The sequence below is a fragment of the Streptomyces sp. NPDC001443 genome, from assembly GCF_053597355.1.
The window spans coordinates 610,689-637,675 of sequence record NZ_JBSFIA010000001.1 but is presented as its reverse complement, the minus strand read 5'-3'; the positions used below and the strand labels follow the sequence as shown (position 1 = coordinate 637,675).

22 protein-coding genes, 1 tRNA gene and 1 pseudogene are annotated in these 26,987 nt (G+C 70.5%); 8 read left to right on the top strand and 16 right to left on the bottom strand.

The features are described from left to right. Positions 1-419: 419 nt before the first annotated feature. On the bottom strand, positions 420-650 hold the full coding sequence (locus tag ACWC24_RS02720) for a DUF2277 domain-containing protein (RefSeq protein ID WP_450660988.1): 231 nt from the start codon (positions 648-650) through the stop codon (positions 420-422). A gap of 155 nt (positions 651-805) precedes the next feature. Here ACWC24_RS02720 and ACWC24_RS02715 point away from each other — a divergent pair. Together ACWC24_RS02715 and ACWC24_RS02710 are read left to right on the top strand one after the other, a co-directional pair. Continuing rightward, a pseudogene (locus ACWC24_RS02715) lies at positions 806-1,018 on the top strand (ketopantoate reductase family protein); the annotation flags it as partial. Between the two features lie 137 nt (positions 1,019-1,155). Next, entirely contained in the window at positions 1,156-1,506 is a 351-nt protein-coding gene (locus tag ACWC24_RS02710) for a hypothetical protein (RefSeq protein ID WP_450660987.1), read from the top strand. An 80-nt stretch (positions 1,507-1,586) separates the two neighbouring features. On the opposite strand, the gene ACWC24_RS02705 is transcribed toward ACWC24_RS02710, so the two are convergent. After that, positions 1,587-1,661 (bottom strand) — tRNA-Val (locus ACWC24_RS02705). A 222-nt stretch (positions 1,662-1,883) separates the two neighbouring features. On the opposite strand from ACWC24_RS02705, the gene ACWC24_RS02700 reads away from it, so the two are divergent. After that, complete coding sequence (locus ACWC24_RS02700) at positions 1,884-3,275, top strand: hypothetical protein (RefSeq protein ID WP_450660986.1); 1,392 nt, start codon at positions 1,884-1,886, stop codon at positions 3,273-3,275. A gap of 83 nt (positions 3,276-3,358) precedes the next feature. Here ACWC24_RS02700 and ACWC24_RS02695 read toward each other — a convergent pair whose 3' ends face one another. The 3 genes from ACWC24_RS02695 to ACWC24_RS02685 all read right to left on the bottom strand — a co-directional run bounded on the left by ACWC24_RS02695 (position 3,359) and on the right by ACWC24_RS02685 (position 8,369). Beyond that, on the bottom strand, positions 3,359-4,690 hold the full coding sequence (locus ACWC24_RS02695) for an amidase domain-containing protein (RefSeq protein WP_450660985.1): 1,332 nt from the start codon (positions 4,688-4,690) through the stop codon (positions 3,359-3,361). Positions 4,691-4,849: 159 nt separating this feature from the next. Continuing rightward, on the bottom strand, positions 4,850-6,118 hold the full coding sequence (locus ACWC24_RS02690; protein WP_450660984.1) for a hypothetical protein: 1,269 nt from the start codon (positions 6,116-6,118) through the stop codon (positions 4,850-4,852). Between the two features lie 49 nt (positions 6,119-6,167). Then, positions 6,168-8,369 (bottom strand): transglycosylase domain-containing protein, encoded by a 2,202-nt coding sequence (locus ACWC24_RS02685; protein ID WP_450661052.1) that lies wholly within the window; start codon positions 8,367-8,369, stop codon positions 6,168-6,170. A gap of 726 nt (positions 8,370-9,095) precedes the next feature. Here ACWC24_RS02685 and ACWC24_RS02680 point away from each other — a divergent pair. After that, entirely contained in the window at positions 9,096-9,317 is a 222-nt protein-coding gene (locus ACWC24_RS02680) for an FmdB family zinc ribbon protein (protein WP_450660983.1), read from the top strand. Between the two features lie 259 nt (positions 9,318-9,576). Here ACWC24_RS02680 and ACWC24_RS02675 read toward each other — a convergent pair whose 3' ends face one another. The 3 genes from ACWC24_RS02675 to ACWC24_RS02665 form a co-directional block, all read right to left on the bottom strand. Further along, complete coding sequence (locus tag ACWC24_RS02675; RefSeq protein WP_450660982.1) at positions 9,577-10,383, bottom strand: HAD family hydrolase; 807 nt, start codon at positions 10,381-10,383, stop codon at positions 9,577-9,579. Continuing rightward, a complete protein-coding gene (locus ACWC24_RS02670) occupies positions 10,383-12,872 on the bottom strand; it encodes a phosphoribosyltransferase (protein ID WP_450660981.1) in 2,490 nt (829 codons plus the stop codon). The genes ACWC24_RS02675 and ACWC24_RS02670 overlap by 1 nt, the downstream gene beginning before the upstream one ends. A 104-nt stretch (positions 12,873-12,976) precedes the next feature. Next, positions 12,977-14,143 carry an HpcH/HpaI aldolase/citrate lyase family protein gene (locus ACWC24_RS02665; RefSeq protein ID WP_450660980.1) on the bottom strand — a complete coding sequence of 389 codons (1,167 nt, stop codon included), beginning with the start codon at positions 14,141-14,143 and terminating at the stop codon, positions 12,977-12,979. Between the two features lie 202 nt (positions 14,144-14,345). Here ACWC24_RS02665 and ACWC24_RS02660 point away from each other — a divergent pair, with 202 nt between their 5' ends. Continuing rightward, a complete protein-coding gene (locus ACWC24_RS02660) occupies positions 14,346-15,152 on the top strand; it encodes a TerD family protein (protein WP_450660979.1) in 807 nt (268 codons plus the stop codon). 134 nt (positions 15,153-15,286) lie between these two features. Here the strand turns inward: ACWC24_RS02660 and ACWC24_RS02655 are convergent, their stop codons facing one another. The 6 genes from ACWC24_RS02655 to ACWC24_RS02630 all read right to left on the bottom strand — a co-directional run bounded on the left by ACWC24_RS02655 (position 15,287) and on the right by ACWC24_RS02630 (position 19,899). Then, on the bottom strand, positions 15,287-16,024 hold the full coding sequence (locus tag ACWC24_RS02655; protein WP_450660978.1) for a TerD family protein: 738 nt from the start codon (positions 16,022-16,024) through the stop codon (positions 15,287-15,289). Positions 16,025-16,133: 109 nt separating this feature from the next. Next, the gene (locus tag ACWC24_RS02650; RefSeq protein ID WP_450660977.1) at positions 16,134-17,279 is read right to left on the bottom strand and encodes a DUF475 domain-containing protein; all 1,146 of its coding nucleotides are present in this window, start codon (positions 17,277-17,279) and stop codon (positions 16,134-16,136) included. A gap of 201 nt (positions 17,280-17,480) precedes the next feature. Beyond that, positions 17,481-18,056 carry a TerD family protein gene (locus tag ACWC24_RS02645; RefSeq protein WP_450660976.1) on the bottom strand — a complete coding sequence of 192 codons (576 nt, stop codon included), beginning with the start codon at positions 18,054-18,056 and terminating at the stop codon, positions 17,481-17,483. A gap of 106 nt (positions 18,057-18,162) precedes the next feature. Then, positions 18,163-18,738 (bottom strand): TerD family protein, encoded by a 576-nt coding sequence (locus ACWC24_RS02640; RefSeq protein ID WP_450660975.1) that lies wholly within the window; start codon positions 18,736-18,738, stop codon positions 18,163-18,165. 112 nt (positions 18,739-18,850) lie between these two features. Further along, positions 18,851-19,309, bottom strand: coding sequence for a peroxiredoxin (locus tag ACWC24_RS02635; protein WP_152886176.1), 459 nt, complete (start codon positions 19,307-19,309; stop codon positions 18,851-18,853). A 152-nt stretch (positions 19,310-19,461) separates the two neighbouring features. Continuing rightward, positions 19,462-19,899 carry a DUF3052 family protein gene (locus ACWC24_RS02630; protein WP_162468281.1) on the bottom strand — a complete coding sequence of 146 codons (438 nt, stop codon included), beginning with the start codon at positions 19,897-19,899 and terminating at the stop codon, positions 19,462-19,464. A gap of 363 nt (positions 19,900-20,262) precedes the next feature. Here ACWC24_RS02630 and aceE point away from each other — a divergent pair, with 363 nt between their 5' ends. Both aceE and ACWC24_RS02620 read left to right on the top strand, forming a co-directional pair. After that, a complete protein-coding gene (aceE, locus tag ACWC24_RS02625; protein ID WP_450660974.1) occupies positions 20,263-22,995 on the top strand; it encodes a pyruvate dehydrogenase (acetyl-transferring), homodimeric type in 2,733 nt (910 codons plus the stop codon). Positions 22,996-23,073: 78 nt separating this feature from the next. Next, positions 23,074-23,838 carry a potassium channel family protein gene (locus ACWC24_RS02620; protein ID WP_450660973.1) on the top strand — a complete coding sequence of 255 codons (765 nt, stop codon included), beginning with the start codon at positions 23,074-23,076 and terminating at the stop codon, positions 23,836-23,838. 150 nt (positions 23,839-23,988) lie between these two features. On the opposite strand, the gene ACWC24_RS02615 is transcribed toward ACWC24_RS02620, so the two are convergent. Further along, complete coding sequence (locus tag ACWC24_RS02615) at positions 23,989-24,279, bottom strand: small hydrophobic protein (protein ID WP_450661051.1); 291 nt, start codon at positions 24,277-24,279, stop codon at positions 23,989-23,991. Between the two features lie 284 nt (positions 24,280-24,563). Further along, complete coding sequence (locus tag ACWC24_RS02610) at positions 24,564-26,189, bottom strand: MFS transporter (RefSeq protein WP_450660972.1); 1,626 nt, start codon at positions 26,187-26,189, stop codon at positions 24,564-24,566. Positions 26,190-26,283: 94 nt separating this feature from the next. Here ACWC24_RS02610 and ACWC24_RS02605 point away from each other — a divergent pair, with 94 nt between their 5' ends. Beyond that, a complete protein-coding gene (locus tag ACWC24_RS02605; protein WP_450660971.1) occupies positions 26,284-26,937 on the top strand; it encodes a TetR family transcriptional regulator in 654 nt (217 codons plus the stop codon). Positions 26,938-26,987 lie beyond the last annotated feature (50 nt).

Genomic DNA, 26,987 nt, shown 5'->3' with positions numbered 1-26,987 from the left:
CAGGCCCGCTCGGACGCACGCGCTGAGCGCACGCACAGGCCCGCGCGGACGCACACGCCCGCTCGAACGCACGCGCTGAGCGCACGCACAGGCCCGCTCGGACGCACGCGCTGAGCGCACGCACAGGCCCGCGCGGACGCACACGCCCGCTCGAACGCACGCGCTGAGCGCACGCACAGGCCCGCGCGAACGCACGCGCTGAGCGCACGCACACGCCGGCTCGGACGCACGCGCGCGTCCGGCACCCACACGCCCAGCGCACACACGGGCCCGGCAACGCACGGGCCCGGCAACGCACCACGGGCCCGGCACGCGCGCGCCCAGCGCACACGCACGCCCGGGCCCGACAGCGTGCCCCGGCCCACCCGGCCACCCCGCGCCCGGCCCAGCCGTCGGGCCCCGGCCCGGCCCCGAGGCGTTCAGCCCGCCTCGCGGGCCGTCTGTCCGCGGACCTCCAGGCCGTCGAGGAGTTCCGCGGTGGCCCGCGCGACGGCCTCCACGGCGCGTTCGAACACCTCCTGGTTGTGGGCGGCGGGCGCACGGAACCCGGAGACCTTGCGCACGTACTGGAGGGCGGCGGCGCGGATCTCCTCCTCCGTGGCCTCCTCGGGCAGCACGGGCGGACGGAGCGTCTTGATGCTGCGGCACATGACTCCAGTGTGGCCCCCCACGCACGGGTCCCGCGGCAAGTCGCCGCGAAGACCGCTGCGATGATCCTCACCGAGGCGGCCACCGTGACGGGGCCGACCGACGAGAGGAGCCATCCTTCATGGCGAACGACGAACTCGCCGTGGCCGTCCTGGGCCCGGGCGGCCCGTCCGACCCGGCCGCGGCGCCGGCCCGCTACGACGCCTTCCCGCCGGGGACCAGATCGTCGATGCAGCGCGACGCCGAGGCGGGCCGCCCGCTCGAACTGGACGCGATCGGCGGGGCGTTGCTGCGTGCGGCCGGGCGGCACGGCATTCCGGTGCCCGTGGCGGCCCGTGTGGTGGGGCAGTTGGCGGACGCCAGGCACTGACCGCGGGACCGCCCGCGACCTCGCGGTCCCGCCGTCCGCACACCCTCCATGGCCGAACACCAGTTCGGAACACTCGTTCGTATGAACCTTCCGGAAGGAGCTCGCACCGCAAAATCGAACAGGCGTAGCATTGTCGCGTGGCTACGACCTACGACTTCCCCAGTGACCTCCGCGCCGGCCAGGAGGAGCTGCATCAGGTCCGGGCCGAGCTGTCGGCCTTGCTGAAGCGGCTCCCCTGGTCGGTCGAGCCGCTGGACGGCTTCAGCGACGACAACGGCTGGCGCAAGGTGGAGCGCCCCGCCTCCCCGGGCTGGACGGCGGACGAACAGGCGGAGGTGGAGAAGCTGCGGCAGCGGGAGCACGAGCTCGCGGTGTTCGTCAGCTGCCACCGCTTCTGGGCCGAGGTCGCGGCCGCGGACCGGATGGAGGCCCGTACCCGGCTCAAGCACGCCCACGAGACCGCACCCGCGGACGGCACCGCCCCCTGACGGTCCCCCCGCCGCCGGAACACACGAAAGGCCCCCGCGGACTTTGCGGGGGCCTTTCGCACCGGCACTCGGGCCGGTCCTGGTGGGCGCGGACGGTTTCGAACCGCCGACATCCTGCTTGTAAGGCAGGCGCTCTACCCCTGAGCTACGCACCCAGGACGAGTCGACAGCCTACATTGCCGGGGGCACTGTCCGGCAAACGCGTTCCGCGGGAACGTGCCGGTCCGGGGGCCGCCCCTCCGCCCGGTGGCGGACCGGCGGGCGCCGGCCGGGGGGAAAGTCACGGTCCGTACCGTGAACCGACCGGCCGGTGTGTTCGTCCTCCACCGGTGGGAGAATGACACCGGGCAGGGCGGATGACAGCACGGGAGAGGGATGTGACGGCGACACCAGGACAGCCGTACTCGCCGTCGGTGCCGGGGGCACCCCGTCCCGTGCGACGCGCGCTGCGGGACGTGCGGGACACCCTGACGCTGATGGCTCTGCCGCTCGTCGTCGCCCTCGCGCTGCCCGCCGCGTTCGCCGGGGGCGGCACCCGGCGCTGGTTCGGCGGCCGGGCGGAGAGCCAGCGCGCCGAGGCGCAGGCCGCGAAGGACGCCGCCGCGTCCGCGTTCTACGAGCTGGACACCGCCCAGCGCGATCTGCGCATCTCCATCGAGACGATCACGGCCGTCGACGGCACCCCCGCGGCCCGGCGCGCCGTCGCCGACTTCGAGGCGCTCGGCAGACGGATCGACGAGGCCAGTCAGCAGTACATCAACACGGTCGACGCGCACGACCTCGACCGGGACGACCTGGAGGCGTCGGCGGCCGTCCGTGCCCGGACCGAACTCACCCGGGCCAAGGACGAACTGGACCGGGTCAAGAAGGAGCTGGACCGGTTCGCGGAGGGGCTCGGGCCGCTGCTCGGCAAGGCCGAGACCCAACTCGCCCGGCTCGCGCCCGCCGTCGAGCGGGCCCGCCAGGCCCTGCTGGCCGCCTCGAACGCCCTGGACGGCGCCCGGGCTGCCGGGCTGCGGGCGGACGACCTGGCCGCCCGGCTCGCGGCCCTCGGGCCGGAGCTGACCCGGCTGAACCAGGGGGCGGGACAGCACGGGGTCGCGGGGACCCTGGAGCGGGCCGAGCGGGTCTCCCGGGAGGCCGAGGCGATCCGCGCGGAGGCCGGCCGGCTGCCGGAGAGGGCCGCCGAGATCGACCACCGGCTGGTGTCGCTGCGTACCCGGGCCCAGGCCCTGACCACGCGTGCCGCGCAGGTCGACCCGGTCCTCAGCGAGCTGCGGCGGCGGTTCGCGGCCGCCTGCTGGCAGGACCTGCAGGGCGTGCCGGAACAGGCCGCGCAGAACGTGCGGCAGGCCGAGGCGAAGCTGACGGAGGCGCAGGCCGCGCGGGAGGCGCAGCGCTGGCCCGAGGCGACGGCGCTGCTGTCGACCGTGCGTGCGCTGCTGAACACCACCGACGAGGCGGTGTCGGCCGCGGGTGACCGGCTGACCCGGCTGAACGCCGTGCAGAAGGATCCGCAGCAGGAGATCGAGCGCACCCGGTTCGCGATCCGGGACGCCCAGCGGCTGGCCATGTCGGGGCGTACGACGCCGGACCCGCGGGACGCGCGGCCGCTGGACGACGCGGTGGCCCGGCTGGAGCGGGCGATCGGCACCCTGGAGGGGCGTCACCCCGACTACTGGCACTTCCTGACGGAGACGGAGGCGGTGCGGCGGTCGGCGGCACAGGTCGTCTCGCGGATCCGGGAGGAGCGCGGCTCGGGCCACTGAGCGGCCCGGGCCGGCCCCACGGAAAACGCCCGCCGTCCCGGACGGTCCGTGCGGACCGGGCGGGCGCGGCGGGCGCGGTCCTCTCAGGTGCGGTAGGCGTAGAACGCGGCGTTGGGGTACGACGCGACCAGGCTCGCCACCGACCGGCGGAAGGTGTTCGTGGAGTGGTACGTCACGTACGGCACGCCGGAGGCGTCGCGGTAGGTGACGATCATCGAGTGGTCCTTGGAGCCGTCCTTGTCGAAGTCCATCTGGATGACATCGCCGATGTCCGCCTGGTAGACGTTCGCGAGGGGGGTGACCCGCTTCGAGTTCTGCGCGAACCACGAGAACTCGTTGACACCGACGAACGAGTCCGACTGGATGTCGGCGTTGCCGAACCACTTGGTGTAGTCGTACACGTAGCCGGGGACGTGCTTCCACCCGCCCGCCTTCAGCGACTGGCTGACGAAGTTGGTGCAGTCGCCGCCGTCCCCGTGACCGTTGTAGTCCGGGTAGTCGGTGTTGTAGGTGCTCCAGTACTTCTCCGCGTACGCGGCCATGGCCTTGTAGTCGTACGTGGTTCCGGTGAAGCTCTTGGGGTTGGCGGGCGCCGGCCTGGTGGTGGCCGCGCGCGGGGCGTCCGGCGTGGTGGTGTCGGCCGTCGTCGGGGAGGCCGAGGCCTTCACCGTCGGGGAAGCCGACGCCTTCACCGACGGGGAGGCCGAAGCCTTCACCGACGGGGAGGCCGAAGCCTTGACCGTCGGGGTGGCCGAGGCCTTGGCCGTCGCCTTGCCCGTCGGGGAGGGCGAGGCCTTGACCGCCGGGTTCGCGGCCGGGTTGGCCACCTGGTTGACGGCGAGGTAACCGGTGTCGGTCTCCTTGATGCCGGTCAGCTGCCAGTTGCCGTGGCTGTCCGCGGTGAACGTCAGCTCGTGGTGGGCCTGGAAGCCGGTGGTCTTCGGCCCGTTGCCGCGGACCTTGGCGTAGGTCAGGGTCGTGGTCTCGGTGACCGCGGCCTTGGCCGTACGGCCCTTCACGTTGGTGGCGTCCAGCGTGACGGTGGTGCTGCCCTTGCTGTACTTCTCGCCGAGCTTGGCGAGCAGGTCCTTGCGCTGGTCCAGCGTGGACAGGGCCGAGTCCTGCCTGTGGGCCTGTCCGGAGGACATCCGGACGCCTCCGGAGAAGGCCTTCGTCAGCGGCTTGGCACGGTTGCCCTGCTCACCGGTGACCAGGGCGTCCGTACGGTCGGTGAAGACCGCGTCCGCCAGCCGCTGGAAGGTCGCCTTAGTCTTGGCGTCCACCTTGGGATCGTCGACGACCGCCGCGCCGGCCATCCAGTTGGGCAGCAGCGCCGCGCCGGCGACGACCGAGACGGCGGCCGCCCCGATTATCGTGGCGCGACGGCGCGTACCTTTCAATTTCCTTGACTTCACTGAAGTTTCCCCTCTAACCCGGCACTGGGGACGCCGGGAAGCGCATCTTCGCACGCCGTGTGTGGCTCTTGTGAAGGGGGCTGCGGTTGAGGTTCGGTTACTCCGTCAGGGCCGTCACGACGTCCGCATTTGCCGCAACTGCCGTGTTCGTCAAGGCGGTCACTCCACCACCGTCGACCAGTCGGGCGACTGGCCCGGGTCCAGACTGCGCAGCCGCTCCAGGGTCTCGGGCTTCTGTACGTCCATCCACGCGGCCAACTCCTTGAAGGACACGCACTTGACGCCCTCCTTGGTGCACACGTTCTTGATGACCTGGTCGATGGCCTTCATGTAGATGCCGCCGTTCCAGTCCTCGAAGTGGTTGCCCACGAACAGCGGTGCCCGGCTGCCGTAGTAGACGCGATTGAAGCCCGCCATGTACGAGTTGACGGTCTCCTGCTCCCACTCGGGGTACTTGGCCGCGTCGCCCTCGGTCTCACCCTCGGACTGGTTGTAGAGGAAGTTGAAGTCCATGGACAGGCCCTGGTACTTGCCGCCCTCGTACGGGAGCATCTGGAGCGGAAAGTCCCAGATGCCGTCCTTCTTCTTCGGCCATATCTGGAAGTCGCCGGCCGAACTGGCGTCGTAGGCCCACTTGTAGCTCTTGATGGCCTTCAGCAGGTTGGCCTGGCCCTCCAGGCAGGGGGCACGGCCACCGGTCACCTCCTTCTTGAAGTCGAAGGGCAGCGGGGCGATGTCGGTGAAGCCGGTGTTGGTCTTCCAGTGCTCCACGAAGTCGTAGAACTGGTCGATCTCGCTCTTCCACTCCTCGACGCTCCAGTCACCGCCGCCCTTGGTACCGCAGAAGTGCCCGTTGAAGTGGGTGCCGATCTCGTTGCCGTCCTTCCAGGCCTCGCCGAGCTGCTCCAGCGTGCTGCGGATGTGCGGGTCGGTGGCGTAGCTGATCGCGGCGGAGCCCCGCGGGTGCTGCGGCGGGTTGTAGAGGTCGCTCTTGCTCTTGGGCAGCAGGTAGATGCCCGTGAGGAAGAACGTCATGTGCGCGTTGTACTCCTTGGCCAGCTCCCGGTAGTGCGAGAACAGCTCGTCGTCGCCCTGGAGGGCGCCGTCCCAGGAGAAGACGACGAACTGCGGAGGCTTCTCGCCCTTCTTGAGCGGCACGGGCTTCAGCTCGCCCGGCTGCGGGCCGGTGTAGGAGGTGGACCCGTCCCCGAGCACCTTCGTCTTCCCGTCCCAGGGCGTCTTCTTCGCCTTGGGCAGCGTCTGCTTGCCCGCGGACGCCGTCGGGGCGGTGCTGTCGGACCGGGTCAGGACCAGGTAGCCCGCGACCAGGGACGCCGCGACCAGGAGGACCGCCAGGGTGAGGAACCCGGGCCGGGTGGTGCGGAGCGGGGCACGGCCTGCGCGGCGGCGGCCGGAGGGTGACTTCATGCGCGGCTCATTCTCCGTGGGGGGTGGATGGCGAGTACCCGGGGCCGGGTCAGCCGAGCGGGCTCATGGCGCCCGACCAGATGTCGTACGGGACGCTGTCGGCGGGCGTGCCCGCGATCCCCTCCAGGGGCAGCGGTTCGAGGCTCTTGTGCAGGTCGATGCGGTAGACCACCACCGCCGTCGACACGGACCGGGCCGTGCCCACGTACCACAGGGCCGTGTCGTCCTGCGTGGTGCCGATCTTCCCGGTGACCTCCGCGGAGGCGGGGGCGGCCGTGGGATGCGCGGTGCGGAACGCGTCCGAGAGCGCGGAGCTGACCTCCTCGGCCACCTTCGCCCGCACCGCGCGCCGCGACTCGGGCTTCTTCAGCGCGACCTTGGACCCGTTGCGGGTGATCCGGCTCACCGAGTACGGCTCGGTGTGCCGGCCCGCGTCGGCGAAGGTCCCGTACGCGCTCGCCATCCGGATCGCGCTGGGTGTGGAGTTGCCCACGGACATGGCGGGCACCTGGGCGCCGAAGCTGGAGGACAGCAGCCCGGACGCCTCCGCGGTGGCGCGCACCGTGTCGAGGCCGGTGTCCATGCCGAGCTGCATGAACGGGGTGTTGACGGATTGGGCGAGCGCCCGGTGCAGGCTGATCTGCCCGTAGGACTTCCCGCCGTCGTTGTGGGCGGCGACCTTCTTGCCGCTGCGGTCCCAGTAGGGGCCCTCCGGGGTGGTGACGGGCACGCCGTCGTCGCCGTCGTAGAGCGCGTCGCCGGTGATCGGGGTGGCGGCGCTGTCGCGGGTGGTACGGACGCCGTGCTCGAGCCCGGCGGCGTAGACGAACGGGGTGAAGGCCGAACCCGCCGGGACCGTGGTGGCGTTGGACTCGTTGTAGCCCTGGGTGCGGTGGTCGGGGCCGCCGTAGACGGCGAGGATCCGGCCGTCGGCGGCGATGGACGAGGCGCCGTAGTGGGCTGTCCCGGCGAGCTCCGCGTCCTTCTTCGTGGCCTGCTTGCGGGCCTTGGCGACGGCGTTGGTCAGCGCCGTCTCCCGCTTGCGGTCGAACGTCGTGTAGATCTGGTAGCCGCCGAGGTCGAAGTCCTTGTCCGAGATGCCCGCGGCCTTCTTGGCGTACTGCTGGGCCAGTTCCACCAGATAGTCGCTCTGGCTTCCGGTGAGGAAGGTCTTCGACTGCTTCAGCGGCTCGGGGAAGGTCTTGTACTTGGCCCGCTCGGCGGGGGACAGCTTGCCGAGGTCCACCATGCGGTCGAGGATCCAGCCCCAGCGCTCCACCGCGCGGGCGTGGTTGGCCTTGCTCAGGGACGGGTCGAACAGCCCGGCGCCCTTGAGCAGGGAGGCCAGGAAGGCCGCCTGGCTGACGTCGAGCTCGCCGACGTCCTTGCCGTAGTACGCCTGGGAGGCGCGCTGGATGCCATAGGTGCCGCGGCCGAACCAACTGGTGTTGAGGTAGCCCTCGAGGATCTTGTCCTTGCTCATCCGGTTGTCGAGCTTGAGGGAGATCATTGCTTCGGTGAACTTGCGGCTGATAGTCTGATTTTGGGTCAGATAGACGTTCTTGACGTATTGCTGGGTGATGGTCGAGCCGCCCTGGGTGTCGCCCGAGCCGACCGTGCGGTACAGGGCACGCCCGATGCCGGAGACGGATATGCCCGGGTCGGAGTAGAAGCTGGCGTTCTCGGCCGCCAGCACCGCCCAGCGGACGTCCTCGGGTATGTCCTTCAGGGGCATGTCCTGCCGCTGCACCCAGCCGGTACGGGCCATGGGTGTGCCGTCGGACCAGAAGAAGACGTTGTCCTGCTGGGTGGCGTAGGAGTTGAGGTTCTGCGGGATGTCGGTGGCCGCGTACGCGACGACCAGGAACGCGCCGGTCAGGCCGATGGCCGAGAAGAAGGCGCCTATCCACTGCCGCCAGGAGGGTATCCAGCGGCGCCAGTCGGTACGGCCGGGGCGCGGGTACTGCGGTCTGAGCTTGCGGGCGTACGGCTCCAGCCGTCGCGCATAAGGGGACAGACGTTCCGTCAGCGGGGCAAGACGGGCGGCCACCGGCGCCAGGAGACGGGCCAGCGCGGCCAGCAGCGGCGCGGCCGCCAGGGCGAGACGGCCGACGGGCGAGGCCGGCGCGGCGGCCTGGGCCGACGGGGTCCCGCGCCGACCGGCGGAACGGGCGGGCAGCTCCGAGGGCTTGACCACCCTCAGCTCCATGGTGGCGTCGGCCGGCGGAGGCGGCTCGAACCGCAACTGCATGGTGACGTCCGACATCGGAGGCGGCGGCACGGGTGTCGGCGGCGGCTCGAACCGCAGCTGCATGGTGGCGTCCGACATCGGAGGCGGCGGCACGGGTGTCGGCGGCGGCTCGAACCGCAGCTGCATGGTGACGTCGGACGGTTGCGGCTCCTGGTCCGGCACCCCGGCCGCGCCGGCCGGCGCCTCCGGCTCCGCACGTCGACGGCGGGAACGATTCGGCGCCGCGCGGCGACCGCGCGACGGACCGTCATCCCCGTGGGCCTCCGCCCCCTGCCCTTCGTCGGTCACGACTGCGTCTCCCTCCGCACTCCGTGGTGCTCGCGCGGGTCGACACAACTACCGCCTGTACGGCGGTTATCCCCCTGTGTCACCGGACCAGGGTCAAACCCTGCGGCTCATCGCGGCTATGCCAAATTACCAGCGATCTTTGCGAATTCTCCGCACAAGAAAGAGACAGAAGCGATCGCACGACAAACCAAGTCCGCACATTACGGTCGCTCCGGTGAAGGCCTGTCCGACGGATCGAACCGCCGGGCGCGGAGTCCGGCACGCCCCTTCCCGGCGGCGGGACCCCCTGCGGCGGCGTCGTCGGTCGCCGGCTCCGCCATCGCGCCGACGCCGTCCTCCGCCGTGCGGCCGGACGGCCCGGACCCCGCTCACCTGGACCGATACGGCATCGATGCCTTCCTGCGACTCGATCCGCCGGACAGGCCCTAGCCTTGAGCCATGCCTCGCTACGAATACCGCTGCCGGACCTGCGGCGACACCTTCGAACTCAGCCGCCCCATGGCGGAATCGGCCGCTCCGGCCGACTGCCCGGCCGGACACGCCGACACAGTGAAGTTGCTCTCAACGGTCGCGGTGGGCGGGTCGGCGGCCGCGACCGCCCCCGCGCCCAGGGCGGGCGGGGGCGGCGGCGGTTGCTGCGGCGGAGGCTGCTGCGGCTGACGACCGACCGGACCGGGGACGGACCCCGCGGCGCTGCGGGGCACGGTGAGACCCCGGAGGACGAAGCCCCCGGAGGAAGAAACCCCGGAGGTGGAAGCGCGGCTCCGAGCGGGAGCGGACGAGCGCCCCGCCGTACGGCCGCGCCTCGTGCCGCCGTACGGCACGGCACCGCCTTGCGGCACGACCGCGCTCTTGCGGCACGGCACCGCCGCGCGCCGCTGTACGGCACCGTGCGATGCCGTACAGCGGTGGCCGGCGTTCAGCCGCGGGTAGCGCGCAGGAACTCCCGCAGGATGCGTTCGCCCGCCAGCACGCCCCGCTCGGGCAGCGCGGTGACCGCGGGGGCCGTCCAGTCGTCGTCGGCCAGTTCGCCGTGGCCCGGCCGCCAGCCCCGGTCCGCCACCAGCAGCAGGTCCGCGTCGAGCAGGGAGTCGCCCGCGGTGAGGGTGAGTTCGGCGCCGGTACGGCGGACGACCTCACGCACGGCCGCGCTCTTGGTGAGCGGCTTCGGCACCGCGTAGATCTTGCGGCCCTGCAGCGACACCGTCCAGCCGAGGTTCTCCGCCCAGGCGGCGAGCTCCTTCACCCACTCCTCGGGCAGCAGCTCACGCTCCACGACCAGATAGGCGAACAGGTCCTCGGCGACCCGCTGCTTGCGCAGCCAGACCGGATCCGCCGAGCGCGTGAGGTGCTCCTGCACCTGGGCCAGCGGCGCGCACTCGTCGGCCAGCCGCGCGGTCACCTGCGCGTGCCAGTCCGGATCCGACACGCCGTCCACCAGCAGATGACCGCCGTTGGCGCAGATCGCGTACGTCGGCGCCGGCCCCGGCAGGTTGATGCGCAGGTACTGCTTGCGGGTCCGGGTGGTGGTCGGCACGAACACCGCCGCGTCACCCAGCTCCGTGAGCAGTGCGGCCGCCGTCTCCGTCATGTACGACAGCGGCTTGTTCTCGTGCACCTCCACGCACAGCAGCCGCGGGGCCCGCGCGTCGGGCATGGTCAGCGCGAGCGCCGCCGCGGAGTAGATGAGCGTACGGTCGAGGTCGCTCGCCACCAGCACCGGCATCAGACCGCCACCGCCCTGCCGTCGGCGCCGGTCGCCCCGCGGGTGTACTTGGGGTGGATCAACCCCACGCAGGTGTAGGGAAGTTCGTCGACCTCCTCGACGGGCACGCCCCTCTGCTCGGCCAGCAGGCGCACATGGTCGAGGTCGGCGCCCGCCCCGGCGCGGGCCAGGATCTTCCAGGGCACCCGGCGCAGCAGCACCCGGGTGGTCTCGCCGACGCCGGGCTTGACGAGGTTGACGTCGTGGATGCCGTACTCCTCGCTGATCCGCTCGACGGCCGCCCAGCCCTCCCAGGTCGGGGTGCGGTCGGCGGCCAGCAGCTCCTTGACCGCCACGTCCACCGCGTCCACCACCTCGCCGAAGCGTGCGGCGACCGTGTCGAGGAAGTCCACCGAGACGTCCGCGCCGGCGAGTTCGCGGTAGAACTTCGCGCCGTGGAAGTCGTCCGGGCCCACCAGGTCCGCGCGCAGCACCGTCCGCGAGATCAGGCCCGACACGGTCGAGTTGAGACAGGCGGAGGGGATGAGGTAGTCCTCCCGGGTGCCGTAGGTGCGCACGCACGAGCCCGGGTCGGCCAGCACCGCGATCTCCGGGTCGAAGCCGGTGATGCCCTCGGACTCCTCGAACTCCGCGATGGCGTCGGCGAGTTCCCGGGTGATGGCGCCCTTGCCGGTCCAGCCGTCGACGAAGACCACGTCGGCGGGGTCGTGGTGGGCGGCCAGCCAGCGCAGCGCGTTGGCGTCGATGCCCCGGCCGCGCACGATCGACACGGCGTAGTGCGGCAGTTCGAGGCCGTAGCGGAACTGGGCCCAGCGGCGCATCAGGACGCCGACCGGGGTGCCCGCGCGGGCCAGCGAGACCAGGACCGGGCGTGCCGCCGCGTTCTCCTCGCCGGAGCGGGTCCGGCCGCGGGTCTGCGCGCGCTCGGCGAGCACGGTCTCGGTGACCACGCCGACGGCGTGGGCGATCCGGTCCGCGGAGGTGGCGAGCGCCGCGTGGAAGAGCCGCTGGTAGTGCTCGCTCGGCTGGTACTCCACCGGCAGCGACTCGGCGTAGTGGGCGCCACCGCTCTGGATGGCCTCCTCGCGCTCCTCGGTCGGCGCCTCCAGTGTGACGTCCGAGAGGTCCTGGAGCAGCCAGCCCACCTCCTCCGGCGCGTACGAGGAGAAGGCGGGGCCGCGAAGGGGCTCGGGCAGCATGGCGGGCCTTTCGGGTACGTGCGGCGGTTCGGGGACGTACGAGGGCACGACCGCGAGCAGGACGTGCGGGGCGTGCGCGGCGAGCTGGGCGAGCAGGCCGTCGGGCGCGTGCAGTCGCGGGGTGTCGGCGGCCGAGTCCACGACCGCCACGACCGCGTCGAAGCCCGCGCCGGCCACGTTGTAGGCGTAGCGCTCGCCGGGGCCGTCGGCCGGGTCGTCGTGGGCGGGGAAGACCAGGCGGCTGCGTATCGCGTAGCCGGGGTCGTCGACGGCCAGGACGGGCGAGCGGGTGGTGGTGGAGTAGCGCACCTCGGCGGCCACGGCCCGTTCGAGTTCGCGGGCCAGCCTGAGCGGTGCGTACATCAGCTCTTCGAAGCCGAGGACGAGGACGCGCCGGGCGTCGCCGGGTATCGCCTCGGCGAGCCGGACCGCCATCGCGGGCAGCGCGGACTCCAGCCGGGCGCGGTGGCCCGGGGTGAATCCGTGCCGTCCGCCGTCGGGCACGGCGCGCGGCCAGAGCAGGTCGACGCGTTCGACCCGGCCGTCCGGGGCGGGGGCGGCCGGCGCGGCGGACTCGTGCCGCGCCACCAGCGCCTGCCCCTTCTCCAGCACGCCCTCGGGCAGCCGTACGGTCCCGGAGGCGGCCGCCACCAGGTCGACCCGGGCGCCGATCTCCGCGGCGAAGTCCGCCAGCCGGCCCGCGTCGGCCGCCGAGCGCATGTCGACGAGCGCGACCACGACGTAGCGGCTGCGCGGGTAGCGCCCGTGCAGCTCGCGGATGGTGTTCAGGACCGTGTTGCCGGTGGAGAACTCGTCGTCGACCAGGATCAGCGGGCCGTCGCCGCGCAGCAGCGCGGGGTCCTCGGGCAGCAGCAGGTGGGAGGTGGCGTGCGAGTGGGACTCCTCGAAGCCGCCCGCCTGCTCCACGCCCGGGACCGGGCGGCGGGTGGAGTGCAGGTAGGGGGCGAGGCCCACGCCGTCGGCGACGCAGTGGCCGAGGCCGGTGGCGGTCTCCGCGTAGCCGAGGACGACCGCCCGCGCCGCCTCCTCGTCGCCGAGCAGGTCGCGCACCCGGCGGCCGAGGTCGAAGCCGTGGCCGTAGACGACGGACGGGGACTGCGGCACGTGTTTGCCGAGCACGTTCGACACCAGCAGATGGGCCCGCTTGGGGTTGCGGCGCAGGGCCAGCCCCAGCAGGTCGCCCAGTTGATCGTCGCCCACCAGTTCGAGCCCGAGCCGTTCGGCGACCCAGGTTCCGGACCAGACCCCGTCGTTCACTGCGTTGTTCATACGTCCCTTGTGTATAGCCGGGTGTATAGCCGGTTCGTCGGTCGGGTTCGTCGGCCGGACCGCCGGCCGGGTTCGTCGAATGCCTGGCCGGGTGCCCGGCCGGTTCAGCCGGAGATGACCGCGGCGAGCAGGTCCACGAAGCTGACGTCCTCGTGCGCCACGCCGAAGACCTCCGCGCGCAGCATGGTCCGCTCGGCCCAGGCGCGGTGCGGCTTCACCTCGTTCATCTTGTTGGTGTACGCCGACCGCAGCACACCCCCGCCGCCGCGCTCGGGCCGCAGGATGTCCGCCGCGTCGCTGAACTCCTCGTGGCTGACGACGGACAGCGCGTGCACGGCCGGTACGTGGGAGGGATGGATGCAGGTCTTGCCGAGCAGACCGTTGGCCTGGTCCAGGGAGATCTCCCGCAGCAGCCCGTCCATGGCGTGCTCTATGAGTATCTCGCGCAGCTCGACGGCCTGTCCCTCCAGGAAGGGGCTGTGCCGCAGCATCGGCTTGAACATGCGCTCCGGGACGCGGAAGTACTCCCACACCGGCCCGGTCACCGTGAAGCCGGTGCCGTCGGCGCGGCCCAGCATGTTGACCACGTCGGCGATCACGGAGGCGACGATCTGGACGTCGTACGCCGTCATGTCGGGGGCCCGGCGCAGACCGTAGGAGGAGCAGAAGTCCGTCACGCCCAGGCGCAGCGCGAGCACCCGGTCGCGGAACTTGTCGACGGCGCGGGCGATGCCCTCCAGCGTGTCGACGCGCGACTCGCGGTACAGCAGCTCGGGCGACTCCAGCACCGGCATCGCGAACAGGCGCCGGCCGCTCGCCGACTCCGCCGCGGAGAGCGCCTCCAGGAAGGGGACACCGCGCTGCTCGGTGAACTTCGGCATGACGAACCCGGACAGCCGCCGGACGGTGGGGCCGAGGCGGCGGACCAGGTCGGGGATCTGCTCGGGGGTGCGGACCCGGATGAACAGCAGCGGAAGCTCGGTGCCGGTACGGGCGTCGAGGTCGGCGAACTGGCGGACGAGGTTCTCCTCGCCCTGCTCGACGTCCGCGTCGGCGATCGAGTCCTCCAGGCACAGCACCATCGAGACCACACCGCGTTCGGCCTGCTTGACGATGTCGTCGGCGAGCCGCGGGCGGATCGCCGGGCTGTAGAGCGTGGCCCCCAGGGCCGCGGACAGCAGCCGGGACGGGGAGTCCGTGGTGAACTCGCACGGCTCCTGGACGAAGAGGCGCTTCCGCACCTCAGGGGCGATGTGCCCGAAATGACGCATTGAGCTCCCCCATGGTGATGGAACGGCGCATGGATCTGGCCTGTGAAGTGTCTACGTGTGGCCGGTAATAGTACGTAGGGATCCAAGGAGCAGGTTCCCCCCGGGCGTGAAGTTCAGGTAACGCCGACAAACACAGTGGGTCACCATGCCCGGATTCACCCCCACATTGTCGTGATCAGGACCGAGAGGGCAGGATGACCGCATGACGCACGCGATGCTGAAGGGGTCGAACGTCCCGCTCGAGGTCACGACGGTGCGCGCCGTGCTGCGCTGGACGCCCGGCCAGGGCGCCCCCGACGTGGACGTGTCCGCGCTGCTCCTGGGCCCCGACGGACGGGTGCGCTCCGACGAGGACTTCGTCTTCTACAACCAGCCCCGGCACCCCTCCGGGAAGGTCTGGCGGCTCGGCAAGAAGCGGGTGGCCGAGGGCCTCACCGATACGATCCAGACAGATCTCGTCGGTGTCGAGCCCAGCGTCGGCCAGATTCTGCTCGTCGCTTCGGCGGACGGCGTCACCTTCGATCGCGTACGGTCACTGCGCATCGTGCTGTACGACGCCGCGGTCACCGAGGGCGAACCGCTGGCCTATTTCGACATCAAGCCGGAGACCGGCGAGGAGACCGCGCTGATCTGCGGAGAGCTCTACCGGCGCGGGGACGGCTGGAAGTTCCGGGCCCTGGGCGAGGGCTACTCGAACGGGCTCAAGGGCCTCGCGACCGACTTCGGCATCTCCGTGGACGAGGCGGAGGCGGCCGTGCAGGAGTCGCAGGCCGTCCAGCCCCCGCCGCCCACCACCTCCCAGCCGCTGCCTCCGGAGCAGCCCACGAACGTCCCCGTGCAGCCCGCCTACGGCTATCCGCAGCCGCCCGCGACGGTCCAGCCGGCCTACGGCTACCCGCACCCGACCAGCCAGCCCGCGTACGGCTATCCCCAGCCCGTCCCGGCCGCTCCGACCGCCCTCGGGGAGTTCCGGCTGCCGCCGCAGGGCCCGCAGTTCATCGGCCGCTGACCGCACCGGGTTCCGCGGGCCGCCTGCGCAGGGCTCGTACGGGCCCTGTGCGGCCCCTGTGCGGGCCCGCACGGGAAGCCTGGCGCTCCGCCGCGCCGGACCCGCCCGGGGGCCGTACGCAGCCCGGCCGGGCGTCAGCCCTCGACCTTCGTCTTGTAGCCCCGCCCCCACTGCAGTCCCCAGCCGTACAGCCGGTCCAGTTCGGCCTGGAAGCCGTAGACGAACTTCACCTCGCGCCGGACGATCAGCTCGCCCTTGACGTTCTCGATCATCACGACCGCGCAGGAGCGGGCCTGCGGATGGCGTTCGTCCAGACCGATCTCGATGCGCGGACCGTTGCTCGGGTACAGAGTCACGATGGCGTGCGTACGGTCGAAGGCGGGTGTCTGGTCGTATATGTAGACGAACACGAGTAGACGCTTGATGTCGTCGCGGTGGTCGAGGTTGATGTAGATGGTCTCGCCGGACGCCGAGCCGAAGCGGTCGTCGCCGCTGAGTTTCACGTACGGCGGCGCGTTGACGTCGCCCAGGTAGCCGCCGAGCGGCTGGACCACGCCCTTGGTGCCGTCCGCGAGCTCGTACAGGCAGCCCAGGTCGAGGTCGACGTTGACCATGCTCTGGCTGTGGCCGACGACCTCCGGGGGCTTGAGCGCCTTGAAGGGGTGCCGCAGCAGGCTCTCGCGCTGGGTGCCGCCGAAGTCCGAGGTCCGCATCCGCCAGGTCAGGTTGATGCGCAGGTTGCCGGTGGCCGCTCCCTGTTTGGTGAGGGAGACGTAGTGATGCCGTTTGGTCAGCTCGATCGCGTTGCTCGCCGCGCTGCCCGAGTCGAATTCGAGCGCACGCCCGCGCCAGAGCCCGTCGAAGAAGCTCATGCCCTGCCCCCACCCCTGCCTTCACCCACACCCGAAAAGCCGGCGGGGCGGCCGGCGGACCTCTGTCGCCTGCCGCCCCGCTCGAAGCGTTCCCCCGGTCCGCCGGTCGTCACACCCCGGACGGGACCTCGGCCTTCTCGTCCGACCCCGCTTCGCCCTCGGCCGCCGCCAGCGCGCGGTTGCGGCGTACGGAGGACCAGAAGGACAGGGCGATCAGGACAACGCCGACGAGGCCGGTGATGACCTCGTTGATCTGGTGCTGGATGGTGACCATGAGGATCACGGCCAGCGCGCCGATCGCGTAGTGCGCGCCGTGCTCCAGGTAGACGTAGTCGTCGAGGGTGCCCTGGCGGACCAGGTAGACCGTGAGCGAGCGGACGTACATCGCGCCGATACCGAGGCCGAGGGCCATCAGGACGATGTCGTTGGTGATGGCGAAGGCGCCGATCACACCGTCGAAGGAGAACGACGCGTCCAGGACCTCGAGGTAGAGGAACATGAAGAACGCGGCCTGGCCGGCCAGCACGACGGCCGGCTTCTTCTTGCCGGTCCGCTCGGCCTCCTCCTCCGCCTCGTGCTCGCGCTCCTCCTCTTCCTCGAGCTTGTCCTCGAAGTAGCCGGAGAGCCCGCCGACGACCATGTACGTGATCAGGCCGGCGATGCCCGCGATCAGCACCGTCTGCGCCTTGTCGACGTGCGCGCCGCCGTGCTGGTGGGCGTGGGCCGCGAAGGTGAAGGAGGTGATCAGCAGGACGACCAGGGCGATGCAGACCGACAGCATGTCGACCTTGCCGAGCTTGGCCAGCGGCCGCTCGATCCAGCGCAGCCACTGGATGTCACGGTCCTCGAAGATGAAGTCGAGGAAGATCATGAGCAGGAACATGCCGCCGAAGGCGGCGATCGCCGGGTGGGCGTCGGTGACCAGCTGCTGGTACTGGTCCTTGTTGTTGAGCGCGAGGTCGACCGCGTCGACCGGTCCGATCTTGGCGCTGATGGCGACGATGACGACGGGAAAGACCAGCCGCATCCCGAAGACGGCGATCAGCACACCGACCGTGAGGAAGATCTTCTGCCAGAAGGCATTCATCTTCTTCAGGATTCCGGCGTTGACCACCGCGTTGTCGAACGACAGCGAGATCTCCAGGACGGAGAGGATCGCCACGATGCCGAAAGCCTCCCACCCCCCGTAGAAGACCGCTGCGACCAAGCCGAGCGCGGTGACCGCGAACGACCAGCCGAAGGTTTTCAGAAGCACTGGCTACCCAATCCTGTGTGAGGGGAACGTCCCGGACGGAGTCCGGGGAAGCGCCTCCCCCGCGCCACACTCGGCTTTACGAAGTGTTGACCCCGAAGTCTAGAGGGAGAGCTCTCCGGACAACACGGGCGGGCCCATGTGCCTTGCCTGAAGATCCACGGTCCGCCCGGTGACGAGTCCGGTCCGCTCGCCGTCACCGCTTTACGAGACGTTGACCCCGAAGTCCAGGGCGATGCCCCGCAGACCCGACGCGTACCCCTGTCCCACCGCCCGGAACTTCCATTCGCCCTGGTAGCGGTAGAGCTCGCCGAAGATCATCGCGGTTTCCGTCGAGGCGTCCTCGGACAGGTCGTAACGGGCGAGTTCCTGGCCGTCCGCCTGATTGGCGACGCGGATGAACGCATTGCTGACCTGGCCGAAAGTCTGACCGCGTTCGTCGGCCATGTGGATCGACACCGGAAAAACGATCTTGTCGCAGTGGACGGGCACCTTCGTGAGGTCCACGATGATCGACTCGTCGTCGCCCTCGCCCTCACCGGTGAGATTGTCGCCCGTGTGCTGCACCGAGCCGTCCGGACTGGTGAGCTGGTTGTAGAAGACGAACCACTCGTCGCCCAGAACTCTTCCGTCCTTGCACAGCAGCGCGCTGGCGTCGAGGTCGAAAGGCGCTCCGGTGGTGGAACGCGCGTCCCAGCCGAGCCCGACCATCACCTGCGTGAGGTTCGGTGCGGCCTTGGACAGGGAGACGTTGCCCCCCTTGGCAAGCGTGACGCCCATGATGCTGGTCCTCCCCTAGGTCGTGCTTCTTCGGTTGTCCTGCGCGTCCGGCGCCGCCCGTAAACGGGACGGCGCCGGACGGAACATCATGCCTTGCGGCCGGGTCTCAGACGTTGACGCCGAAGTCCTGCGCGATGCCGCGCAGGCCCGAGGCGTACCCCTGGCCGATGGCACGGAACTTCCACTCGGCGCCGTTGCGGTACAGCTCGCCGAAGACCATCGCGGTCTCCGTCGAGGCGTCCTCGGACAGGTCGTAACGGGCGATCTCGGCGCCGCCGGCCTGGTTGACGACGCGGATGTAGGCGTTGCGGACCTGGCCGAAGGACTGCTGGCGGTTCTCGGCGTCGTAGATGGACACCGGGAAGACGATCTTGTCGACGTCGGCCGGGACGCCCGCCAGGTCGACCTTGATGACCTCGTCGTCGCCCTCGCCCTCACCGGTGAGGTTGTCGCCGGTGTGCTCGACCGAGCCGTCGGGGCTCTTGAGGTTGTTGAAGAAGACGAAGTTCTGGTCGCTGCCGACCTTGCCCGCCGAGTTCAGCAGCAGGGCGCTGGCGTCGAGGTCGAAGTCGGTGCCGGTCGTGGTGCGGGCGTCCCAGCCGAGACCGACGAGGACCGCGGTCATGCCGGGGGCCTCCTTGGTCAGTGAAACGTTGCCGCCCTTGCTGAGGCTGACTCCCACGAGTCCTCCATTGGTGTCCGGGGGCGGGGAGCCCCTGCGTGCTCTGGCATCGGATCAACGACTCGATCCTAGTGACGGGTTCCCGCACCTCGCAGTGCGTGGAGCCGAACCGTCACAGGGTGTCGAGCGCCTTGACGTAGTCGTTCAGGTCCCGCGCGTCCGGCAGGGCGTTGACGACGGTCCAGCGCACGACGCCCGTCTTGTCGATGACGAAGGTGCCGCGCACGGCGCAGCCCTTGTCCTCGGCGAAGACGCCGTAGGCACGCGAGACCTCGCCGTGCGGCCAGAAGTCGGACAGCAGCGGGTACTCCAGGCCCTCCTGCTCGGCGAAGACGCGCAGGGTGTGGATGGAGTCGTTGGAGACCGCGAGCAGCTGGGTGTCGCGGTCGGCGAACTGCGGCAGGTTGTCACGCAGCTCGCACAGCTCACCGGTGCAGACACCGGTGAAGGCGAACGGGTAGAAGAGCAGGACCACGTTCTTGCTGCCGAGGAAGTCGGAGAGCTTCACGGCGCTGCCGTGGTTGTCCTTGAGCTCGAAGTCGGGGGCCTTGTCGCCGACCTGGATGGCCATCGTCGTGCTTCCCTTTCGGTGGGCTGCTCGGGTGAGAGCGCTGAACAACGCTGAAAGCACTGAGAGCGCTGAGCCCAGCCTACGCATCGGGCACGACGGACCTGCGGACGGGCTGACCTTGACCGTCAGCCCGTCCGGGGGTGGGACAGGAGCTACTTCTTGGTCTTGGCCGCCTTCGGGGTCAGCAGCCGACTGCCGATCCAGTCCTTGCCCACGCTGACGCTCTTGGAGGCCGACAGCCCCGCCGTCGTCGCGGCTTCCGAGATGTCGCTCGGCTCCACGTAGCCATCACGTCCGGTCTTCGGCGTGAGAAGCAGGATCGCGCCGCCCTCTTCGATGTACGTGGTGGCGTCCACCAGCACATCGGTCAGGTCGCCGTCCTCGTCGCGGAACCACAGCACCACGGCATCGGCTACGTCGTCGTAGTCCTCGTCCACCAGGTCGCTGCCGACAACTTCTTCAATGGCCTCGCGGAGTTCCTGGTCTACGTCGTCGTCGTAGCCGATCTCCTGGACCACCTGCTCGGGCTGGAACCCCAGCCTGACGGCAGGGCTCGTCCGCTCCTCCGCGTGGTCCGCGGTCGCGCTCACGGGTTGCCTCCTGATCATGTCTTGGTGAATGTCTCAGCCACGCGCGTGCGCGAAGCATTGGCCGTAGTCCACACGGGCGGGGCGGATCGCGCAAGTACCCGGCGGTCCAGACCGCCGAAACGGTGACGATCCGGGCCGTGTCGCCCCAACTCCAGGCACGCCACAGCGGCCGTAAGTGACCCACACCACACCCTTGTGCCCCCTTTGCCCCTTTGGGAATCAGGGGGAAGCGACACAGATCCGGGTTACCCCTCGGTAGAGATGACGTTTGTCGCACCGAGGTACACGATGGGGAGCGGCGCAGGCAGACCGAGAACCCGGGAAAGAACAGCAAAAGCAGCCCTCTGACAGGTAAGGACCAGCGTGGCTTCCGGATCCGATCGAAACCCGATCATCATTGGCGGCCTTCCGAGTCAGGTTCCTGACTTCGATCCCGAAGAGACCCAGGAGTGGCTCGACTCCCTGGACGCGGCCATCGACGAGCGCGGCCGGGAGCGTGCCCGGTACCTCATGCTCCGGCTGATCGAGCGGGCCCGCGAGAAGCGCGTGGCCGTGCCGGAGATGCGCAGCTCCGACTACGTCAACACCATCCCCACCCGGGCCGAGCCGTTCTTCCCGGGCAACGAGGAGATCGAGCGCAGGATCCTCAACGCCACCCGCTGGAACGCGGCCGTGATGGTCTCGCGCGCCCAGCGGCCGGGCATCGGCGTCGGCGGCCACATCGCCACCTTCGCCTCCTCCGCCTCGCTCTACGACGTCGGCTTCAACCACTTCTTCCGGGGCAAGGACGAGGGGGACGGCGGCGACCAGGTCTTCTTCCAGGGCCACGCCTCCCCCGGCATCTACGCGCGCGCGTACCTGCTGGACCGCCTCAGCGAGCGCAACCTGGACGCGTTCCGCCAGGAGAGGTCGAGGGCGCCGTACGGGCTGTCCTCGTACCCGCATCCGCGGCTGATGCCGGACTTCTGGGAGTTCCCGACCGTGTCGATGGGCCTCGGCCCGATCGGCGCGATCTTCCAGGCCCGGATGAACCGCTACATGCACGCGCGCGGGATCGCCGACACCTCCCGGTCGCACGTGTGGGCGTTCCTCGGCGACGGCGAGATGGACGAGCCGGAGTCGCTGGGCCAGCTCACCATCGCCGCCCGCGAGGGCCTGGACAACCTGACCTTCGTGGTCAACTGCAACCTCCAGCGGCTCGACGGCCCGGTGCGCGGCAACGGCAAGGTCATCCAGGAGCTGGAGTCGGTCTTCCGGGGCGCCGGCTGGAACGTGATCAAGCTGATCTGGGACCGGACCTGGGACCCGCTGCTCGCCCAGGACCGCGACGGCATCCTGGTCAACAAGATGAACACGACTCCGGACGGCCAGTTCCAGACGTACGCCACCGAGTCGGGCGGGTACATCCGCGACCACTTCTTCGGCGACGACCACCGGCTGCGCACCATGGTCGAGCACATGACCGACGATCAGATCCTGCACCTGGGCCGCGGCGGTCACGACCACAAGAAGATCTACGCCGCGTTCAAGGCCGCCGTCGAGCACCGGGACCAGCCCACGGTCATCCTCGCCAAGACCGTCAAGGGCTGGACGCTGGGCCCGAACTTCGAGGGCCGCAACGCCACGCACCAGATGAAGAAGCTGACGGTCGCCGACCTCAAGGGCTTCCGCGACCGGCTGCACCTGCCGATCTCCGACCAGGAGCTGGAGTCCGGCCTGCCGCCGTACTACCACCCGGGCCGCGACTCGGAGGAGATCCAGTACATGCACGACCGGCGCAAGGGACTCGGCGGGTACGTGCCGACCCGGGTGGTGCGCGCCCAGCCGCTGGCCCTGCCGGACGACAAGACGTACGCGACCGTGAAGAAGGGCTCCGGCCAGCAGTCGATCGCCACCACCATGGCGTTCGTACGACTGCTGAAGGACCTGATGCGGGACAAGGAGATCGGCAGGCGATTCGTGCTGATCGCGCCGGACGAGTACCGCACGTTCGGCATGGACTCCTTCTTCCCGAGCGCGAAGATCTACAACCCGCTCGGGCAGCAGTACGAGTCCGTCGACCGTGACCTGCTGCTCGCCTACAAGGAGTCGCCCACCGGGCAGATGCTGCACGACGGCATCTCCGAGGCGGGCTGCACGGCCTCCCTGATCGCGGCCGGCTCGGCCTACGCGACCCACGGCGAGCCGCTCATCCCGGTCTACGTCTTCTACTCGATGTTCGGCTTCCAGCGCACCGGCGACCAGTTCTGGCAGATGGCCGACCAGCTGGCGCGCGGTTTCGTCCTGGGCGCGACCGCCGGACGTACGACCCTGACCGGTGAGGGACTCCAGCACGCGGACGGCCACTCGCAGCTCCTGGCCTCGACGAACCCCGGCTGTGTCGCCTACGACCCGGCCTACGGGTACGAGATCGCGCACATCGTGCAGGACGGCCTGCGCCGGATGTACGGCCCCGACAGCGAGAACGTCTTCTACTACCTCACCGTCTACAACGAGCCGATCCAGCATCCGGCGGAGCCCGCGGACGTCGACGTGGACGGCATCCTCAAGGGCATCCACCGGATCGCCGCCGGCACCTCGGGCACGGTCCCGGCTCAGATCATCGCCTCCGGGGTGGCGGTGCCCTGGGCCCTGGAGGCACAGCGGATGCTGGCCGAGGAGTGGAACGTGCGCGCCGACGTCTGGTCGGCGACCTCCTTCAACGAACTGCGGCGCGAGGCCGTCGAGGCCGAGCGGCACAATCTGCTGCACCCGGAGGAGGAACAGCGGGTGCCGTACGTGACGCGGAAACTGAGCACGGCCGAGGGGCCGTTCGTGGCGGTCTCCGACTGGATGCGTTCGGTCCCCGACCAGATCTCCCGCTGGGTGCCGGGGACCTACCAGTCGCTGGGCGCGGACGGGTTCGGGTTCGCCGACACCCGTGGCGCGGCACGCCGGTTCTTCCACATCGACGCGCCGTCGATCGTGGTCGCGGTGCTGACCGAGCTGGCGCGCGAGGGCAAGGTCGACCGTTCGGTCCTGAAGCAGGCCGTCGACCGGTACCAGTTGCTCGACGTGGCGGCGGCGGATCCGGGCACGGCCGGCGGCGACGCGTGACTCCGTGCGCCTGAGCGCACGTCGGGGCGGCGGAACCGATCGGTCCCGCCGCCCTTATGCGTTCCTTACGATGCGCTCATGGAGGAACAATCGGGACAGGTCCGCTGGGAGCGGCGCACCCAACGGCCGCTGCTGGCCCTCGCCGTGGTGTTCGCCCTCGCCTATGCCGTGCCGATCGTGGACAGTTCGGCCGGGCGCACGCTGACGGTCGCGTGCACGGTGACCGAGTGGACGGTGTGGGGGGCGTTCGCCGCGGACTATCTGGTGCGCCTGGCGATGTCCGGGCACCGCCGGGAGTTCGTCCGTACGCACTGGCTGGACCTGGGCGCGGTGGTGCTGCCGATCCTTCAGCCGCTGCGGCTGCTGCGGCTGGTGGCGACCCTGACGCTGGTGGGCCGGCGGGCGCGGATGGCTTCCCAGATCCGGCTGACGACCTACGTGGGCGGGGCGGTCGTCGGGCTGCTGATGTTCGGTTCGCTGGCCGTGCTGTCGGTGGAGCGGGACTCGCCCAACGGGAACATCCGCACGCTGGGTGACGCCGTGTGGTGGTCCTTCACGACGATGACGACCGTCGGGTACGGGGACCACGCGCCGACCACCGGGATGGGGCGGGTGCTGGCCGTCGGGCTGATGCTGTCCGGGATCGCCCTGCTGGGCGTGGTCACCGCGAACATCGCCGCGTGGTTCATCGCCCGGTTCGAGAAGGACGACGTGACGGAGCGGCGCCAGACGGAGGCGATCGAGCGGCTGACGGAGGAGGTCCGGGCGCTGCGCGCGGAGGTCGCGGCACTGTCCCGGGCGGCGGCCGTACGGGAGTCCGTGGGCGGGGAACAGGCACGCTGAACGCGGGGCGCGCGCAAGCCTCTCGGGGAGGGACGGACGCACCCGGGGGTGGGCGGCCGGTGTCACGCCGGAGGGGGTGGGCGCGCACCCGTGTGCGCGGGGTGCCGCCCCGCCCGCCCTCCGGCGTGTCCGGCTGTCGCCGCGGTGCGGCTACAGACCGCCGCCCGCGAGCCACATGATCGCCATGAGGGTGTCTATGGCACCCAGCACCAGGGCGACCAGGGCCGGGACAGGCCGGGCACCGGACCAGGTCCGGCCCATGGCGAGCCAGCCGCAGACGACCGCCGCGGGACCGAGGACGATCCCCAGGGCGAAGAAGCCCGCGATCGCGCAGACGACTCCGATGATTGCCAGGGTCGCGCGGTCCGTCCCGGTCCGCAGCCCCATCCGGCCGCGCGAGCGGGGGTATCCGCGTGTTCGCTGTCCGAAGCCCGCCATCATCAACTCCCAGAACCCCGGGATCAGTTGGATGTGCATCGGGGTTCGGAGGTGCGGGTACCCCCGATCGGGCCGCCAAGTCATCGGCCCGCGGGCCTCGGCGCGCTGCCCCCCTCCGACAGCGCGCCGCAGCCCGGCCGCCCTCCTCGCCGTACGGACATGCCTGTGGAACATGCCGTACCGGAGGACTTGACCCACTGTGACGTGCGGCGCCTGCCGGTGGTCAGGATTCTCTGGCGTTGTCACCCTCATAGGGGAATTACGGGGAAAACGCCGTCAGATTCCCGTCAGATGTGAGCTGCTCCCATGCCCGCTTCGGCGTTCTCTCCGCGCTTGGTGAGGAAGGCGACGAAGACCGCCACCACCGCGACACCGGCGGCGACGAGCGACGCCAGGCTCATGCCGGAGATGAAGGTGTCGTGCGCGACGTCCGTGATCTTCGCGACGATCGCCGCCGGGGTGCCCGGGGCCACCGGCGCCACGCCGACCTGGACCGCCTCGGAGGCCTGGTCCAACTGCGCGGAGGTGAGCGGCGGCAGGCCCGCGGCCGTCCAGTTGCCGGGCAGGTCGCTGTCCACCTTCGACGCCATGACCGCGCCGAGGACGGCCGTGCCGAGGCTGCCGCCGATCTGCATCGCCGCCTGCTGGAGGCCGCCGGCGACACCGGAGAGCTCCATCGGGGCGTTGCCGACGATGACCTCGGTGGCACCGACCATGACCGGCGCGAGGCCGAAGCCCAGCAGGGCGAACCAGAGCGACATGACACCGCTGCCGGTGTCCGTCTCCAGCGTGGACATGCCGTACATGGCGATCGCGGTGGCCGCCATGCCGCCCGCCAGCGGGACGCGCGGGCCCAGCTTGGTGATCGCCAGACCGGCCAGCGGCGAGCCGACGATCATCATGCCGGTCAGCGGCAGCAGGTGCAGGCCGGCGTCGATCGGGCTCATGCCGTGCACGTTCTGGAGGTAGAACGTCACGAAGAACAGGCCGCCCATGAAGGCGATGGCCATCAGGACCATCAGGACCACGCCCGCCGACAGCGGGACCGAGCGGAACAGCGCCAGCGGGATCAGCGGCTCGGAGACCTTCGTCTCCCAGAAGCCGAACGCCGCGAAGAGCACGGCCGAGCCGATGACGAAGGCCCAGGTCTTGCCGTCGCCCCAGCCCCAGGCCGGAGCCTTGATCAGGGCCCAGACCAGGCAGAACATCGCGCCGGAGAGCAGCGCGATGCCCAGGAGGTCGAAGGAGCGCGGGGCGTTCTCGGCCCGGTGGTCGAGCAGGATCAGGCTGCCCAGGACGAGGGCGAGGACGCCGACCGGCACGTTGATGAAGAACACCGACTGCCAGCTGACGTGCTCGACGAGCACACCGCCGAGGATCGGACCGCCGGCGGTGGAGGCGCCGATGACCATGCCCCAGATGCCGATGGCCATGTTGAGCTTCTCGGCCGGGAAGGTGGCCCGCAGCAGGCCGAGCGCGGCCGGCATCAGCAGCGCGCCGAACAGACCCTGGAAGACGCGGAAGGTGACGACGAGCGCGATGCTGTCGGACAGGCCGATGGCGCCCGAGGCGGCGGCGAAGCCGACGACGCCGATGAGGAAGGTCTGCCGGTGGCCGAAGCGGTCGCCGAGCTTGCCCGCGGTGATCAGGGAGACCGCGAGGGCGAGGAAGTAACCGTTGGTGATCCACTGGACCTGGGCGAAGGTGGCGCCGAGGTCCTTCTGGATCGCCGGGTTGGCGATGGCCACGATGGTGCCGTCGAGGGCCACCATCATGACGCCGACGGCGACGGTTATGAGGGTGAGCCACGGGTGCCCGCGCAGTCCGGTGGCCTCCGGGGCCGGACCGGACGGGGTGGCGGCCGACGCCTTGTCCCCCGGCCCCGTCGTGTCGATGGTGGTCTGACTAGTCATGCCTTCGAGGCTAGTGACAGCCACTGACAATTGACAAACCAGTTCACAAGTCGGTAACTGTCACGCCGCGTACCGAACAGGCAGGAGAGACCCCATGGACACCGCGCCACCGCCCGGACTGCGCGAGCGCAAGAAGCAGCGCACCCGGGAGGCGCTGCTGCGGGCCGCCCTCGACCTGTTCACCGGCCACGGCTACGAACAGACCACCGTCGACGACATCACCGAGGCCGTCGAGGTCTCGCAGCGCACCTTCTTCCGCTACTTCGCCGGCAAGGAGGACGCGGCGTTCGCCGTCCAGGAGATGACGGAGGCGCACTTCGTCGCCTCGGTGGCGGCACGGCCGTCGGGGGAGGCTCCCATGGAGGCCCTGCGCAACGCGCTGCTGGACGACTGGGACCGGCTCGCCGAAGCGATCGAGGCCGTCGTACCGGTCGAGCTGTACGTACGGATGTACCGGACGATCGAGTCGACGCCCGCCCTGCTCGCCGCCCATCTGCGCCGCTCGGCGGAGACGGAGGAGCGCATCGCGCGCGTGCTGGCCGAGCGCGAGGGGGTCGACCTGGACACCGATCCGCGGCCCCGCCTCGCGGTGGCCGTCTTCGGCGGGGTGATCCGGGTGACGGAACGCCAGTGGAGCACGGGCGAGGACTTCAGCCCGCGGGCGATCCGGGAGCTGACGGCCCGCTACCTCGACCAGGTCGGTGCGGCACTCACCGGACACTGGCGCGCGCCCGCCGGTCTCGCCTGAGAACGGGCCGGGACCTCACCCGAGCGGTGCCCGAGGTGGTGCCCGAGGTG